The sequence below is a fragment of the Cobetia sp. L2A1 genome (genome assembly GCF_009796845.1).
Taxonomy (GTDB): domain Bacteria; phylum Pseudomonadota; class Gammaproteobacteria; order Pseudomonadales; family Halomonadaceae; genus Cobetia.
This window is the reverse complement of record NZ_CP047025.1, coordinates 1,887,640-1,902,711: the sequence shown is the minus strand read 5'-3', so window position 1 is coordinate 1,902,711 and position 15,072 is coordinate 1,887,640. Positions and strand designations below refer to the sequence as shown.

The window sequence follows — 15,072 nt, the reverse complement described above, 5'->3', positions numbered from 1 at the left end:
CAACACCATGATCAATCTCAGCAAGCCAGACCAGACCGCCACGATAGACCTGACCAAGGGCAGCAGTGATCTTCTGGTTCGCGCGCAATGGGTCGATAACGGTGATGACAAGGATAATGACGACCTGGATCTGCGCTGCTCGATTCTGATGCCCGACGAGCAAATGTACCTGATCGACGGTGCCTACCCTTGCAGCCTCAGTGAAGTGCCCTTCGCGCATCATCACGGCGATGTCCAGGGCGCCAGCAACGAGATGCCTGGCGAAGAACAGATCACCGTGGCTCGTGATATCGCCAAGCGCATGGGCGGCCCTGTGGCGCTGTGCTTCAGCGTTTACTCAGCCGTCGCCAATGGTGCCGTCGCCGTCGCCACCTTGAAGCCCCGCATGAAGATGAGCTTCGGTAGCCAGGAAGTGGTCTGTGATTACGATTTTGCGCAAAACCCTGAAGCCAATGTCGAGGGTGTTTATACCTATATCATCGGCTACGCCATCGTGACCGAGGATGAAGTCATCCTGGCACCCTCCGGCAAGACGTCACGTCCGGGCCAGGAAGAAACCGCATGGCTTGCCTGGCATGGCACCTCCATCGACGTCGACATTTCTGGCCCTGCTGTTTTCAAGGGCGCTCAGGCGGATTACGCCGCCAAGTACAACGCCAAGAAACGCATCGAGCGCCGTTTCGCGAATGTGCCGCAACAGGCGCCCAAGAAAGGCCTCTTCGGTAAGTTGTTCAGCTGACGTACTCGGGTCATCCCACGGGTGGCCTGCTCCGACTCTCTGCCGGGACACCGGCACGCAACAAGGAAGCACATGACAATGGCTATCAATCTGTCCAAGGGTCAGCGCATCAGTCTCGCCAAGGATGACGGCTCCAAGCTGGATTACATCGAAATCGGTGTGAACTGGGGCGCCATCGAGAAGAAGAAACTGTTTGGCGGCGTCAAACATCAAGCCGTCGATCTGGATGCCTCCATCGGCATGTTCGATGCCAGTGGCAAGATCGTCGACATCATCTATTTTGGTCAGCTCACTTCGAAATGCAGCTCCATCAAGCACAGCGGTGATGATCGCGTTGGCGATACCGGCGGCGATGATGGACAGGACAACGAGATCATTCAGATCAATCTCAACAAGGTACCCAGCAGCGTGACTCAGCTGGCATTGGTGCTGAACTCCTTCAATCAGCAGAACTTCGGTGACATCCCGTTCGCCAGTGCACGTATCCATAATGGCCGCGCGGGTCAGGGTGAAGTGTTTGCCACCTTTGACGTCGCAAATGACGCGACCTTCTCTGGCCGTGTCAGCATGATTCTGGGCAGTGTCTATCGTCACGGTAGCGATTGGAAATTCCGTTCCATCGGCGTTGCCGTCGAAGCCCGCGACTTGAAGACGACCCTCGCCTCCTTCGCTCAGGACTACATCAGCGCGTAATCATCATGCATCGGGAGGATGGGTCGGCCACCAACGCCGGCCCTCTCGCTTATGAACAAGACTGCGCCCCCTCAGGATGAGGTCGTTTTATATGTTCGGTATTTCCTGGGACAAGCGGCCTGTGAGGGCAAGATTCAGCCTCGGGCCGACCTTATCAAGATCCGTGATGCCCATAGCCTGCTCGTGTGGGCGGATAAATGGGCCACCGATGACGAGTGGCGACGCGCGCGTGACAACGTAAGATCACACCGATATAAATCACGGCACCAGTTGGCGCGAGCCAATATCGATCAGGCCACCAAGGAAGCATTGGAGCAACGTGCGAGAGCACGCGGGCTGCCGCTTTGGCGGTACGTGCAACAACTCGAGCTGACAGAGGAAAAGCTGGAACGCCTGGAACACTTCGAGCAACACCGCACTGCCAATAGCCCGAGCATTAGCCTCCGCAAGATATGAAGAGTAGCGTCCTGGGGCCAACTGCCCCAGGTCTATCTCACAGCCTGCCACTGCAAAACATCGAGTCTATTGATAATAGTCAACGACAGGCGCCCGCATTGAATCTTGACGACTGATCAGCAGAATCCTTCTTACGGCAAGGTATTGCTTAATAATTAATTGATAACGAATTACTAACCATCCCAAGTAACCCCAAAGTGACTCGCCTACTGGTTAATAAAACCAGCGCCTATATCATGTGTCAATCAACAATGACGAGCCAGTCATAGCCACTACTATTTACCACCACTTAACTCATCAAGTGTCTCGAAGGTGTCAGTAACACGACGAATCTGGCTACGTCCTCCGACAAGGTCGTGATGCAACAAGCGTGTTGCCAGCAAGTTAATCTGACTCATGGCCGCGGCGTAACTATCGAAGGCGCTGATACTGTCGAGTGGACAGCGCAGTACATGCTCAATACCCGCCGGTATATACGTGAGACTGTCGTCACAGATCAGCATGACAGTACAGGGTGCCTGGCCCAGCCATTCCAGTAAGCGCGCCAGTTCCTTGGGGCGCCGCCGCATCGCAAACACGATAACGGCGTCAGAGGCTGTCAGACGCGCGACCTCCTCGCCCAATGACTGCCCTGGTTGTGGTAATACGCCAACGTGAGCGCGCAGCTGCAGCAACTGTTGCCGCAAGTGCAGCGCCAGCGGATAAGCATTGCGAAAGCCAATGATCTGAATACCACCCGCCGCTATCAACGCTCGACACAAGGCGTCGATATCCAGCATGTCCAACGCTGCCAGTGCCTGGCGTAGATTGCGACATTCCTGCTCATAATGACGCTGATGATGATCTGTGGTGGGCGCGGCCAGAGCCACCGGCACCCCCGCCTGACGCAAGCTACGTGCTTGATCACGCGCTTCACGGAAATCCCGATAGCCCAACCGCCGAAACAATCGACTGACGGTCGCCTTGGACACATTCGTCAGTCGAGAAAGTTCGGCGGCATTGTAGAGCGCCAGCTCATCCTGATGCGCGAGTAAAAAGCGCGCGATGCGCTGTTCGTTAGGGGTCAGTTGCTCCAACGAACGCGTCAGACGCTGGTGAAGGCTCACGCCTGCCATTCGCTCAACTTGCGTTGATACCAAAGGGGTCGAGAGCGGCGCTGTATCCAGTGAACGTGAGCCATCCAACATGGCCTGCGTTGCATCATCGCGAGGAGTACGCGTCATGATCGTGATCCCTGCCTCTATTATGAACTGAAAAGATACTCGAGGAAGCCGTGAAAACCTTCGAGAAACAGCATATCAATGCGCCAGATAGCAAAATGATGAATCACCCCCAGTCTCAATGCGCCCCATGACAGTGCAATCGCCGGGCCAGCAGTGAGTCAATAGTGCACAAAAGACGATGATAAGCGGATACAAAGGGTCACCAGAGCATGATGACCCATGCTCGGCCAACCATTAACAACCTCAAATCCTTGTTTTACCTATAATATCGCATCGCTAGGCATGCTATACGCTTAACTATGGTGGGCAGTCACTCAACACCTTGGCTGTAATCTTTCCGATAAAGCGCTCGCGATGAGCAAGGAGCTTTCTCATGGCCACCACTCCGATGACAACACTTCTCGAAACCTGCCGGGCCATGACTGCCAAGGTCACCACGCAGAAGTTCACGCTATTGTCGCGGACTGCCGTGACAAAAGTGGCTGACCAGACAGAATCTCATCAACTCCTGGATGTGATGGCGATGGGTTATATCGCCCCGTCTTCCAGTCTGCAGACATCCTCTTCCAGTGAGATTTCACCTCACGATACCCGCAGTTCAGGCGACATCGCCTCTTCACTTATCGCGAAGCAGCAAGCGGTCTTCAATCCTGAGGTCATTCATACGGTACAGGCCGACTGGGAAATTCTGCATCGCCATCAGGCATTGGCCCGCCGAGGTATGCTGGCATGAGCGTCTATACCATTGGCATGGAGTGCGGCATGCACATCCCACTGGAAAATAGTCTACCAGTAGGAGCGCCGGTCGCACGTGTTCAGGTTGAGCTGATCATCGGTCAGCACGCAGGAGAACGTTTGAGCCTTGAGAATGGCGCAATACAACCACTGACCGATAGCGACAATGTGTTGCTGGCGAGTCTTGAGCGTCAACTCCCTCGCCGCAGCCTGATCTGGACGACGCGCGGCATCATGGAAGTCGGTCGTGGCTGGCGCTGGCAAGCCTCCCCCGCGCATCCCCAGGCACCATGGCTGGAGGCCGTACATCACAGTTGGCCTAACCATGCGCCACGCTGGTTACTCAAGGCACCCGTGGTCATCGTTACCGCTAACGCGCTGCCAACTGCCAATCGTACCCGACACCAGCGAGACCTGGCCCGTTTGTGGCTCAGGGCAGATGCCGCATTGATCTATCTCGCCACAGAGAGCCGTGATAGCTGGCAGATGCACCAACATTGTGAAACTCAACAGCTGCAAGGTGCCACGCTTTCAAATGTCAGGATGGCAGCTTTGGCACTGGTCAGTTAGCCGAGCCCATACCACGGACATTCGGGTCAACTGCTCAATCACACAATGCCTGTTCCTTGATCTCGTTCACACACAACAATGCCCGCCCCGAAAACCGGAGCGGGCATTGTTGTGTGTGAGGTGCCAGCAAAAGCACCTCACCTTGATAATCACGACAGCGCTAGCGCGGGCAAAGACCATCACACAGCGTGCTGGAGACAAAGTCTGCCAGACGTTCCCAGTCTTCATCGCTCTGTGGGGCCCCGCCGAGATAATCGATCTGGGCCGCAAAGTCAGCGTAGTGCTGAGTGGTAGACCATATCAAATAGATCACCCACATCGGTTCCGCCTCACGCAGCTTGCCGACTGCCATCCAGGCTTTCATCACATCGCAACGCACCTGTACCCAGTCACGCAGTGGCCCACTGAGATACTCACGCAAGAAAGGTGCGCCACTGATGACCTCAGCCGCGAACAGGCGCGATGCCTGTGGTGCCTGACGCGCCAGTTGTAACTTCGTGCGTACCAGTGCCTCCAACACATCGCGCGGCTCATCGTCAGGCGAGATATCTTCAAGTGATGCATTCCAGCGCGTCAACGTCTGCTCCAGCAGGTGCACATAGAGCTTTTCCTTGGAGCCAAAGTAATACAGCAGATTCGCCTTGGGCAGCTCGGCCACATCGGCAATCTGCTTCAAGGTGCTGCCACGATAGCCATGACAGGCAAACACACACTCTGCAGCTTCAAGAATACGGCTCTCCGCCTGCTCACGGGGAGAACTGATAGGGGCCACGCTAAATTCTGCATTACGAGAACGACGGACTTCGGCATACAGAGAAGAAGGAGAATCCGCGGGCATCGGCATCACTCATCAAGTCAGGAATTATCTTGCGAAAACACTCTCAGCAGCACTCTCCGTCGCGTATGACGGAGAGTGCTGCTGAGAAAATCTTCACCTAAAAAAACACTAGATTTCTCAGTGCATGAGCGCAGTGACAAAAATAACACATCATAGACTGACCATTTGGTCAGATTGTTGCTAGAAATACAACATGGCATGGTTAACTGCTGATTCGACGCCGCTCATGCCCCGACATGAATTCACTATAGATCTCGGCCTGCGTCATCGCGTACAAGGCACCACAATGACAATACGACCTGACAGGATGCCAGCATGATCGACTTCACTTTGAACGGACACGCGTGTTGTCTGCCCACTCCTGCACCAGGAACGACCGTGCTGGAGGTGCTGCGCACTTCGCTGGGGCAATCAGGCACCAAGGAAGGATGTGCATCTGGCGATTGCGGTGCCTGCACGATAGCCTTGCAGTCACCGGGCCAACCTCTCACCACTGCCAATGCCTGCCTGATGCCGGCGCATCAGCTTGAAGGTTGTGAGCTGATCACTGTGGAAGGATTGGCATCGCCTGCCAGCAAGACAGCTTCACTTTCTCCCGTACAGCAGGCACTGGTGACCACTCACGCCAGCCAGTGCGGATTCTGTACACCTGGTATCGCGATGAGTCTGGCCGTCCTGCATGTCGATCATCAGCAGCGTGTGAGCGATGGCGAATTCTTCGATGACCGCCAGCGTGACACACTGATCGACCATGCACTGGGCGGTAATCTATGTCGCTGCACCGGCTATCGCCCCATTCGCGACGCCGCGCATCGGCTGTTGTCAGGTGAGTTCGGTGCGGCCACTCTATCGGCACGTTCATCACGGACACTCGCTTGCGTATCAGAAACCGTCGCTGTATCAAACACCGATGCTGACAGCTGTCATCATCGACCCCGTACATTGGCTGAACTGCTGGCACTTCGTGCTGAAAAGCCCGAGATACCACTGATTGCCGGGGGTACCGACCTGATGCTGGAGCACACCCAGCGCCTGAGTGACTTCTCAGCACTGCTGGACGTCACTCAGGTAGCGGACCTGTGCCGCATTGATGAGGGTGAATACGCCGGACAGTCAGGCTGGTGGCTGGGTGCGGCAGTGACCTACCGCCAGCTGATGCCGCTACTACACGAACACTATCCTGATGCAGCCGAGCTACTGAACCGTTTGGGTAGCGAGCAGATCCGTAATCGCGGCACCGTAGGCGGTAACATCGGCAACGCCTCGCCCATTGGCGATATGCCACCGCTATTGATCGCCCTCGAAGCCTACGTGCAGCTCATGAATCAGCACGGCGAACGCATTCTCAAACTTGAAGACTTTTTCCTCGACTACAAGCGCACCCAGCTGCTGCCGGATGAAATCATCCACTCTGTCTTCCTGCCGCAGCCGGTGGCGAGCCAGCGGCTGGCAGCCTACAAGCTCTCCAAGCGCCGCGACGATGATATTTCCACTCTCCTGGGTGTGTTCGCCTGGCGACGCGATGCCGATGGCCACCCGCAACACTGGCGAGTTGCTTTCGGTGGCATGGCCGGTATTCCCGCACGTGCGCATCATCTGGAAGCCCTGCTGGATACGACACCGCTCGATTCCCTCGCCCCTGCAACACTCGACAGCAAGATGCGCGGCGTCATTGAGCAGGCCACCAGTGCTGACTTCTCACCCTTGTCGGATGTACGTGGCTCACGGGAGTATCGCCTCAAGGCCGCCAGTCATCTGATCCCGCGTATTGCCCAACGCATACTCAATGAGCGCACTGGCGCAACCTCGTCCACAATCACCCCCCCGCCGGAGAGCCTCGATGCGTACCTTGCACAGTCTTGAGCCCACAGAAAGCCTTGAGCCTGAAACGGATCAAGCACACGCCCTCGCGGGCCGTGGTGCTGCGGGTCAGTCAGCTCCCCATGAGAGTGCAGAGCGTCACGTCAGTGGCACAGCGCGCTATATCGATGACCTCCCATTACCCGCCGGCACCCTGCATCTGGCGATTGGCCTGAGCGAGGTGGGTCATGGCACGCTCGATCACCTTGACGTGAGTGCCGTACGGGCTGCACCCGGTGTGGTCTGTGTCCTGAGCGCGAAGGATATACCAGGCCATCAGGATGTAGGGCCCGTCTTCCCGGGGGACCCATTACTGGTCAGCGATGTCATCAGCCATCATGGACAGGCACTGTTCGTGGTCGCCGCCGAGAACGAGCGTGCAGCGCGCCAAGCGGCACGTCTCGCCAAGGTCAGCGTGACGCCATTGCCGATCACCCTCGACCCACGTGATGCCGCCAAGCACGGCGACCTGGTGCGCCCTACCCATACCCAGGCACGGCTCACCAATGGACGCCCGGCAGATCTCGAGAGTGTTGCCCTGCAACTCAGAAAATCGGTATGGCAGCTGGAAGGCGAGCTTGAGAGTGGCGGACAGGAGCATTTCTATCTCGAAAGCCAGGCGGCATTAGCACTGCCAGGCGAAGAGGATGAACTCCTGGTACACAGCTCCAGTCAGCATCCAAGTGAAGTACAGAAGCTGGTAGCCGAGGTACTCGGCGTGCCCTTCCATGCCGTGACAGTCGAAACGCGTCGCATGGGCGGCGGCTTTGGTGGCAAGGAAACTCAGGCCGCTCCTGTTGCCTGCCTTGCGGCAATGGTGGCACGCCACACTAGTCGTGCTGCCCGCCTACGCCTGTCACGTGGTGATGACATGCGCCTGACCGGCAAGCGCCACCCTTTTCATCATCACTACCAATTCGGTGTCGATGACAGTGGGCGTATCGAATCGGCCATCATCGAGCTGATCGGTGACTGCGGCCACTCCCCCGACTTGTCTGATGCCATTGTCGATCGCGCCATGTTTCATGCCGACAATGCCTACTTCCTTGGCAATGCTCATGTGCGCGGCATTCGCGCGCGCACCAACGTGGCATCCAATACCGCCTTTCGTGGCTTTGGTGGCCCGCAAGGCATGTTGGCAGTCGAGGCGGCGATGGAAGATATCGCCCGTCAACTGGGCCGTGACCCACTGGAGATCCGCAAGCGCAATCTCTACTGCGAAGGCCGTGACACCACGCATTACGGTCAGCATGTCAATCAGCATCCGTTGCTGGCAACCCTGATCGAACGCCTCGAAGAAGACGGGCTTTACTGGCAGCGGCGCGCCGAGATTCGCGCCTTCAATGCTACCAGTCCAGTGGTCAAGAAAGGACTGGCGCTGACACCGGTCAAATTCGGCATCTCGTTCACCGCCAAGCACCTCAATCAGGCCGGTGCGCTAGTGCATATCTATACCGACGGTAGCGTGCAGGTGAATCACGGCGGGACCGAGATGGGCCAGGGCCTGCACACGAAGATGATTCAGGTCGCCGCACGTGAACTGGGGCTGCCGGTCGACAAGGTCCGTATCACTGCCACCCGCACCGACAAGGTCCCCAACACCTCACCGACGGCAGCGAGTTCAGGCGCAGACCTCAACGGCATGGCCACGCGCGATGCCTGCCAGCGTCTCAAGGCACGTCTATTGGACTTCGCCGCCGTACATCTCGCTCAGCCGCGAGACAGCCTCACGTTTGCCAATGGCGAGCTGCACGGGGACAGCGGTGTGCTGATGAGCTGGGGTGAGCTGGTGCAGGCGGCCTATATCGAACGCATCTCGCTATCCGAGAAAGGCTTCTACGCCACACCGGACATTCATTACGATCGTGAGAAGGGAGTCGGACATCCCTTCTACTACTACGCCTTCGGCGCAGCACTGTGTGAAGTCGTGATGGATACCCTGAGCGGTGAATACCGACTGGAAGGGGCCGACATCCTGCACGATGTGGGGGATTCCCTGAATCCGGCTATCGACATCGGCCAGATTGAGGGCGGTTTCGTGCAGGGCATGGGCTGGCTGACCAGCGAGGAGTTGAAATGGAATGATGAGGGCCGTCTGCTGACCGATGGCCCGGCCACCTACAAGATTCCGGCGATCAGTGATGTGCCGTCCGGGGCATTGCGGGTAAAACTGCTGGAGGGACATCCCAATTCGGCGGCCAGCATCTACCGCTCCAAGGCCGTGGGTGAACCCCCTCTCATGCTGGCAATGAGTGTCTGGGCAGCGCTGCGCGATGCCCTTGCTTCGCTCACCGACTATCGCCATGCCGCACGACTCGACACGCCTGCCACGCCAGAGCGCGTGATGATGGCAGCCTGTCAGCAGCGAGAATGGCTAGCCTCACAGACAGACACATCTCTTGACAGGATGACGCCATGACAGCGCCACGTCGCTGGTATCAGGCGCTGGCAGAGGCACAGACGGCACTGACGCCTCATGCGCTTGCCACGGTGATCACCGTCGCTGGGTCTGCGCCACGTGGCGCGGGTACCAAGATGCTGATCACCCCGCAGACACTGCACGATACCCTTGGCGGCGGGCGTCTTGAGCAGTTGGTCGTCGAGCGCGCGCGTGCGTTGCTCGACACTGCCAAGGCAGGCTGTCACCTGGAAGAAATCGCTCTTGGCGCCCACGCCCAGCAATGCTGTGGCGGCCATGTGCAGGTCTTGATCGAAGCCTTTGCCGACAGCGCTCCCCATCTCGTCCTCTTCGGGGCGGGACATGTCGGTCAGGCCATCGTCACACTGCTCGCCCCGCTGGGGTGGCACATCGACTGGTGTGACTCCCGACTTGAGCAACTTGCCAGCGTGACCATTCCAGAGGGATGCAAGGCCCGTGTGACGTGTCACAACCTCGATATCCTCGATTCTCAGACAGCTACGTCTGTCCCACCTGCCTGCGAGAGTCACGTACTGGTCATGACGCATGACCACGTCGAGGACCAGGCATTGGTCGCCCTGCTGGCATCTCGCAAAGACCTCGCCTCGCTGGGATTGATCGGCTCCGCCAGCAAGTGGGCGCGTTTCCGCCAGCGCTTGCGGGCAGACCTCAACGAACATGAGGTCGCCCGTATCCGTTGCCCGATCGGTATCGCGGGCATTCCCGGCAAGCGCCCCGAGGAGATCGCCATTGGCGTGGTCGCGGAGCTGTTGCAGCTGGAAGCTGCTCGAGCCTCCGCCTTGGCATGCGATGTTGATCCCCCTGCCTCGCTGGACAGGCAGGGTCTGACACGCCGCGAGGCCCGTCAGCTTCGCGCGCACTTCAGTGCCGCGGCAGATACGGACAGATCCAACGCAGTATCGATGGCTCAATCGAGAGCAGTATCGATTGACGAAATGACAGACGAACACACAGACAAGGCATCACGATGATGGACTCGAACACTTCCACCCAAGCGGCCTGCCACCTTGATACGACCCGCCTGACTCATGCCTTGCGCGGTGCAGTGAAGGACGTGGCGAGCGTCAGCCTGCTACGTGGTCCCCTGCTGCATTTCGTGGCAGATCCTGCTGACTTCATGATGGCCGACATGCCGAGCACATCTGCCTCGAACGATGTCTTGGCCCAGCACGGTATCGAGTACTACCAGGATGCGCTGCTGGTGATGCATGCAGGCCATGTGGTGGCCGTGGGCGACCATGACTCGCTCGCCCAGCGCGACGACGTGAGTGGACTGATGCGGCTGTGCCCGCCGCGCGTCGTCACTGGACTGATGATGCCAGGCTTCATCGATACCCACGTGCACTTCCCGCAGCTGGATATCATCGCAAGCTATGGGCACTGTCTGATCGACTGGCTGAACACCTACACCTTCCCCGCCGAGCAGCGCTTTGCTGATCCTGCTCATGCGACTGAAGTGGCCGAGGTCTTCCTGGATGAGTTGATTCGCCATGGCTCGACCAGCGCTCAGGTATTCGCCACCTCCCACGCCACCAGTGCCGATGCTCTGTTCACTGCCGCTCAGGCACGCGGCATGCGCCTTCACGCCGGTCGCGTGATGATGGATCGCAACGCCCCGCCAGCGCTGCTGGACAGTGGAGTGACCTCACTCAAGGATGATGAACGCCTGATCGCTGACTGGCACGGGCGGGATCGTCTCGGCTATGTACTGACACCTCGCTTCGCGCCGACCTCAACACCTGCGCAACTCAAGGCTGCCGGCGCACTGCTCAAGAGCCAACCCGACCTGCACCTGCAGACGCATCTGGCCGAGAATCTGGATGAAGTGAAGTGGGTCGCCGAGCTGTTTCCCGACAGCCGTGACTATCTGGCGGTCTATGAGGACGTGGGACTCAGTCATGAGCGCACCACCTTCGCCCACGGCATCCACCTGGATGATGGCATGCGGTCACGGATTGCCGCGCGTGGCGCCAGCATTGCCTTCTGCCCGACCTCCAACCTGTTTCTGGGCAGCGGACTGTTTGATCGCGCCAGTGCCCGCACACTGGGCATGAACATCAGCATCGCCACTGATGTCGGCGGTGGCTCCAGTCTCTGCCAGCTGGAAAGCCTCAAGGCGGCCTATCAGGTCGGACAGCTGCACGGGGCCGTGGCGCATGATGTCGAGGGACTGGCTCAGCGCGCCAATCAGCCCCTCACTCCATGGCAGGGTTTCTATCAACTGACGCTGGGCAATGCTCGGGCGATGCGCCTGGAGGACAAGATCGGCCACCTGCGCCTGGGCATGGAGGCAGATGTCATCGTACTCGACCCCGCCGCGACACCGCTGCTGGCGCGTCGAACTCGCTGGGGCCGCAAGGATCAGGTACCGCTGGAAGAGGTGCTGTTCGCCTTGATGATGCTCGGGGATGACCGTGTCATCCGTGAAGTGCATGTGGCGGGACGCTGCATGAAGCAGAACGGCATGCTTCATGCGCCCCGCCGTATACCCCCTTGCGACTCCCACTCATGATATTAGTGCCATAACAGCATCATGATGATCACAACATCTCGATATTTGCTCGACACCTCGGTAATTGGTGCCAATATTTCACCATAAAGATGCGCTGGATTAGTATTTTCACTGCCATACAACCCCGTTATGATGACGCCATCCTCTACCAAGGTCGCAGAGCTTGGTAAGCCAAGTGCCATAGGCCTGCCCCCATCATTCAAGGAGCGTCATCATGACTCCCACTGCCATCATGCAGCATCGCTATTCCACCAAATCCTTCGATCCGGCACGCAAGATCAGCGCCGCCGATTGGCAGGAACTGGAAAACGTCATGCGCCTGAGCGCTTCAAGCGTCAACTCCCAACCGTGGCACTTCCTGGTGCTGGAAAGCGACGACGCCAAGGCACGCTTTACCCGTGCCGGCACCGATACGAAGTACGCTTTCAATTCTCCCAAGATCACCAATGCGTCTCACGTCGTGCTGTTCTGCACTCGCTCGACACTGGACGATGACTACCTCAATCACCTGCTGGAAGCAGAAGTTTCCGATGGTCGTTTCACTGCCGGTGATGAATTCTCCGCCATGATGGACGGTGCTCGCCGTCTGTTCATTGATCTGCATCGCCATGACCTGAAGGACATGCAGCACTGGATGGACAAGCAGGTTTACCTCAATTACGGCAGCCTGCTCTACGCAGCCTCCAGCATGGGCATCGATACCGTACCGCTGGAAGGTATCGATCCGGTCGCGCTGGATGCAGAATTCGGCCTGCGTGAGAAAGGCTTCAATGCACTGGTCGCCGTCAGCCTTGGTTACCGTGCCGCCGGTGACTTCAATGCGGAACTGCCGAAGTCTCGCCTGTCGGCTGATGAGATCTTCACTCATCTGTAAGATACCCGCTTCAGCATTACCCTCGCTCAGCCCGCGCGAGTGAGCATCGCGAATGAAGCAACGCGTCATCTCACTGTGAGACAGTCTTCTCGCAGTTGGCGCGTTGCAGCCTTTTCGTGAACGTGACACCTTGCTGATGCCAAGAGGCGCTCATCTTCAACTTTCACGCCTCAGTGGCGTTTTACGACGCTTTCTGATGCGTTACGACCCCATCTGACAATGACAGGATTCTGACCATGTCCCTCAAACTCATCGCGACCCTGACCTTCCCCGTCGACCAACAGGACAAGGCGCGTGGTGCCCTTGCAGAGCTGATCGAGAAGAGTCAGTCCGACAAGGGCTGCCTGCAGTACGAATGCTTCGCTGTCGACAAGAACGTCGCCGAGAATGATCCGGCTCCAGAAGGCGACTTCGTGGTACTGGAAGAATGGTGGGATGAAGAGGCACTGGACGCGCACATCGCGTCTGATCACTTCCAGGCGTTCCTCGGCGCTTTCGCGGAAGGCGAAATCGGCCTGAAGATTCAGCGTATTCAGAGTCTTTGACGACAACCGTGCATTCACTTAACCAAGAGTGAGCACGATATTATGAGAAGAGCCCGTTCTGCATCTCTGCAAAGCGGGCTCTTCTCGCATCAGGAAAATGATAACAAGTGATAAAGAGAAGGCACTCTGGATGTGCCCAGTCACTTATCACTTCTAACAAGCTTCATATCCGCGGTACAGACAATTCATTCGAGGCAGCTTGGCGTGAGGCCAGTGTCTGCAGCAGGTATGCTACGGCAAAGGTTACAGGAGCTGAAAAATCGGCAATGGTTGACAAGTTCATTAGTAGCATCCCAATCCCAGTGGCTATCCCCCAGGCTAGCAGGCCATTGCGATTGAATGCCGGAGCCTTATCAAGCCTGTTCTTGTCTGCCAGCGAGGCCTGAGAATTGTTGCCGCGGATATAGGCCAACGCTACGCCCACCCAGGCTACAACAAAGACACCCTGCCACGCGAGAGCTTGCAATAGATAACCAAAGACATCACCTAGCATCAGTGCATACGCCATCAATCCGACTAGACCGCCCGCTACCACCTTGGCCATACGAACACCGCATAATTTCGAGAGAAAGGCCTGCAGGTTTACGGTTGCCAGATAGAAGTTCGCGGTATTGATACGACTTTGAGTCACCCATACCAACAGAAGCCCTCCGACTCCCATCAACTCTAGCAAGCCCAGTACGATGGAGACTTCAGACAGACCATCAGTGGGGATCATCGCATCCAACAGGATGCCGACCAAGCCACTGAACAGGAAAGTCATCAGATAAAAAGGAATGCCGAAGGTCACTCGTGCATGAAAGTCACGATCTTCTTCACGACCAAAACGTGCATAATCAAACGTGAACATCATCAGTACCCACACGCCCATGTAGTAAACGAAGGTATGTGCCCAACCAAAGGGCGACGCGCCGGTTTCCGGCACACGGGTAAGCCACCCTTCAGGGTAGCCAAATTGCGACATGGCCATACCTACAGCCGCAAGCATTCCGACAATGTAGACCGGTAACAATACGCCATTGAACTTGTCTAGCCAGTGTTGAACGCTACCGAAAATTAGCCCAATACCGACCACAACGACGATGGCAGCCGCCACGCCCAGCGATAGTGTGCCACTCCATTCTGATAGCACCAGTGCCATGACGTAGCCTTCAAATACTGCGTAATAAAGCGCAGTGGCGAAGAAGATCAGTGTGGCAATGATGGCTCCAACATGACCAAACAAAATGCGTGAGAAAAGCGCCACTGTTAGACCACTACGAATAGCATAACGGCTGATGATGCCATTTATGATGCCGTAGCAGATCACCGTCAATATGATCCCGATAAGTGCATTGACCGTGCCGTAACTCCGTGCCATCGCCGCCGCGACCACCATGTAGAAGAAGGCGCTGCATACGGCCCACCAAGCCATCATGAGATTAGCCTTGGGCATTCGCCCTTGAGCCGGCACTGGTTGCTCGGAATAATCCAAGTCTGTTTGTTCTGTCCCGGAAACGCTCTTGGAGGATGGCCTTTGGGACTTCTTGGAAGCGATGGTCGACATGTCTCGACTCCTTATCATTGTTATAGGTACGCGATTGAGAC

General features: G+C 57.2%; 14 protein-coding genes. 11 read left to right on the top strand and 3 right to left on the bottom strand.

All coding sequences use genetic code 11. The features are described from left to right. The first annotated feature begins 7 nt into the window (after positions 1-7). The 3 genes from GQR90_RS08290 (at position 8) to GQR90_RS08280 (ending at position 1,888) form a co-directional block, all read left to right on the top strand. The gene (locus GQR90_RS08290) at positions 8-739 is read left to right on the top strand and encodes a hypothetical protein (protein WP_158773688.1); all 732 of its coding nucleotides are present in this window, start codon (positions 8-10) and stop codon (positions 737-739) included. Positions 740-817: 78 nt separating this feature from the next. Then, positions 818-1,432, top strand: a complete 615-nt coding sequence (locus GQR90_RS08285) for a TerD family protein (RefSeq protein WP_158773687.1) — start codon at positions 818-820, stop codon at positions 1,430-1,432. 51 nt (positions 1,433-1,483) lie between these two features. After that, positions 1,484-1,888 carry a hypothetical protein gene (locus tag GQR90_RS08280; RefSeq protein ID WP_158773686.1) on the top strand — a complete coding sequence of 135 codons (405 nt, stop codon included), beginning with the start codon at positions 1,484-1,486 and terminating at the stop codon, positions 1,886-1,888. 275 nt (positions 1,889-2,163) lie between these two features. Here the strand turns inward: GQR90_RS08280 and GQR90_RS08275 are convergent, their stop codons facing one another. Continuing rightward, positions 2,164-3,111: a MurR/RpiR family transcriptional regulator gene (locus GQR90_RS08275; protein WP_199269501.1), complete on the bottom strand. Its 948-nt coding sequence runs from the start codon at positions 3,109-3,111 to the stop codon at positions 2,164-2,166. A gap of 373 nt (positions 3,112-3,484) precedes the next feature. On the opposite strand from GQR90_RS08275, the gene GQR90_RS08270 reads away from it, so the two are divergent. Then, positions 3,485-3,844 carry a hypothetical protein gene (locus tag GQR90_RS08270; RefSeq protein WP_158773685.1) on the top strand — a complete coding sequence of 120 codons (360 nt, stop codon included), beginning with the start codon at positions 3,485-3,487 and terminating at the stop codon, positions 3,842-3,844. Further along, a complete protein-coding gene (locus GQR90_RS08265) occupies positions 3,841-4,416 on the top strand; it encodes a hypothetical protein (RefSeq protein WP_158773684.1) in 576 nt (191 codons plus the stop codon). The genes GQR90_RS08270 and GQR90_RS08265 overlap by 4 nt, the downstream gene beginning before the upstream one ends. A 160-nt stretch (positions 4,417-4,576) precedes the next feature. On the opposite strand, the gene GQR90_RS08260 is transcribed toward GQR90_RS08265, so the two are convergent. Beyond that, positions 4,577-5,254 carry a TetR family transcriptional regulator C-terminal domain-containing protein gene (locus GQR90_RS08260; protein WP_158773683.1) on the bottom strand — a complete coding sequence of 226 codons (678 nt, stop codon included), beginning with the start codon at positions 5,252-5,254 and terminating at the stop codon, positions 4,577-4,579. A 315-nt stretch (positions 5,255-5,569) separates the two neighbouring features. Here GQR90_RS08260 and GQR90_RS08255 point away from each other — a divergent pair, with 315 nt between their 5' ends. From GQR90_RS08255 to GQR90_RS08230, 6 genes are all read left to right on the top strand, one after another. Next, positions 5,570-7,117, top strand: a complete 1,548-nt coding sequence (locus tag GQR90_RS08255) for a xanthine dehydrogenase small subunit (protein WP_158773682.1) — start codon at positions 5,570-5,572, stop codon at positions 7,115-7,117. Continuing rightward, entirely contained in the window at positions 7,095-9,533 is a 2,439-nt protein-coding gene (gene xdhB / locus GQR90_RS08250; protein ID WP_158773681.1) for a xanthine dehydrogenase molybdopterin binding subunit, read from the top strand. Before GQR90_RS08255 ends, xdhB begins: the two co-directional genes overlap by 23 nt. Then, positions 9,530-10,525, top strand: coding sequence for a xanthine dehydrogenase accessory protein XdhC (gene xdhC, locus GQR90_RS08245; RefSeq protein WP_158773680.1), 996 nt, complete (start codon positions 9,530-9,532; stop codon positions 10,523-10,525). The genes xdhB and xdhC overlap by 4 nt, the downstream gene beginning before the upstream one ends. Then, a complete protein-coding gene (gene guaD / locus GQR90_RS08240) occupies positions 10,522-12,066 on the top strand; it encodes a guanine deaminase (RefSeq protein ID WP_233266490.1) in 1,545 nt (514 codons plus the stop codon). The genes xdhC and guaD overlap by 4 nt, the downstream gene beginning before the upstream one ends. Before the next feature lie 214 nt (positions 12,067-12,280). After that, the gene (gene nfsB, locus GQR90_RS08235; protein WP_158773679.1) at positions 12,281-12,940 is read left to right on the top strand and encodes an oxygen-insensitive NAD(P)H nitroreductase; all 660 of its coding nucleotides are present in this window, start codon (positions 12,281-12,283) and stop codon (positions 12,938-12,940) included. A gap of 236 nt (positions 12,941-13,176) precedes the next feature. Beyond that, a complete protein-coding gene (locus tag GQR90_RS08230) occupies positions 13,177-13,485 on the top strand; it encodes a putative quinol monooxygenase (RefSeq protein ID WP_158773678.1) in 309 nt (102 codons plus the stop codon). Positions 13,486-13,648: 163 nt separating this feature from the next. Here the strand turns inward: GQR90_RS08230 and GQR90_RS08225 are convergent, their stop codons facing one another. Continuing rightward, positions 13,649-15,031, bottom strand: coding sequence for a purine-cytosine permease family protein (locus tag GQR90_RS08225; protein ID WP_233266489.1), 1,383 nt, complete (start codon positions 15,029-15,031; stop codon positions 13,649-13,651). Between the last annotated feature and the right edge of the window lie 41 nt (positions 15,032-15,072).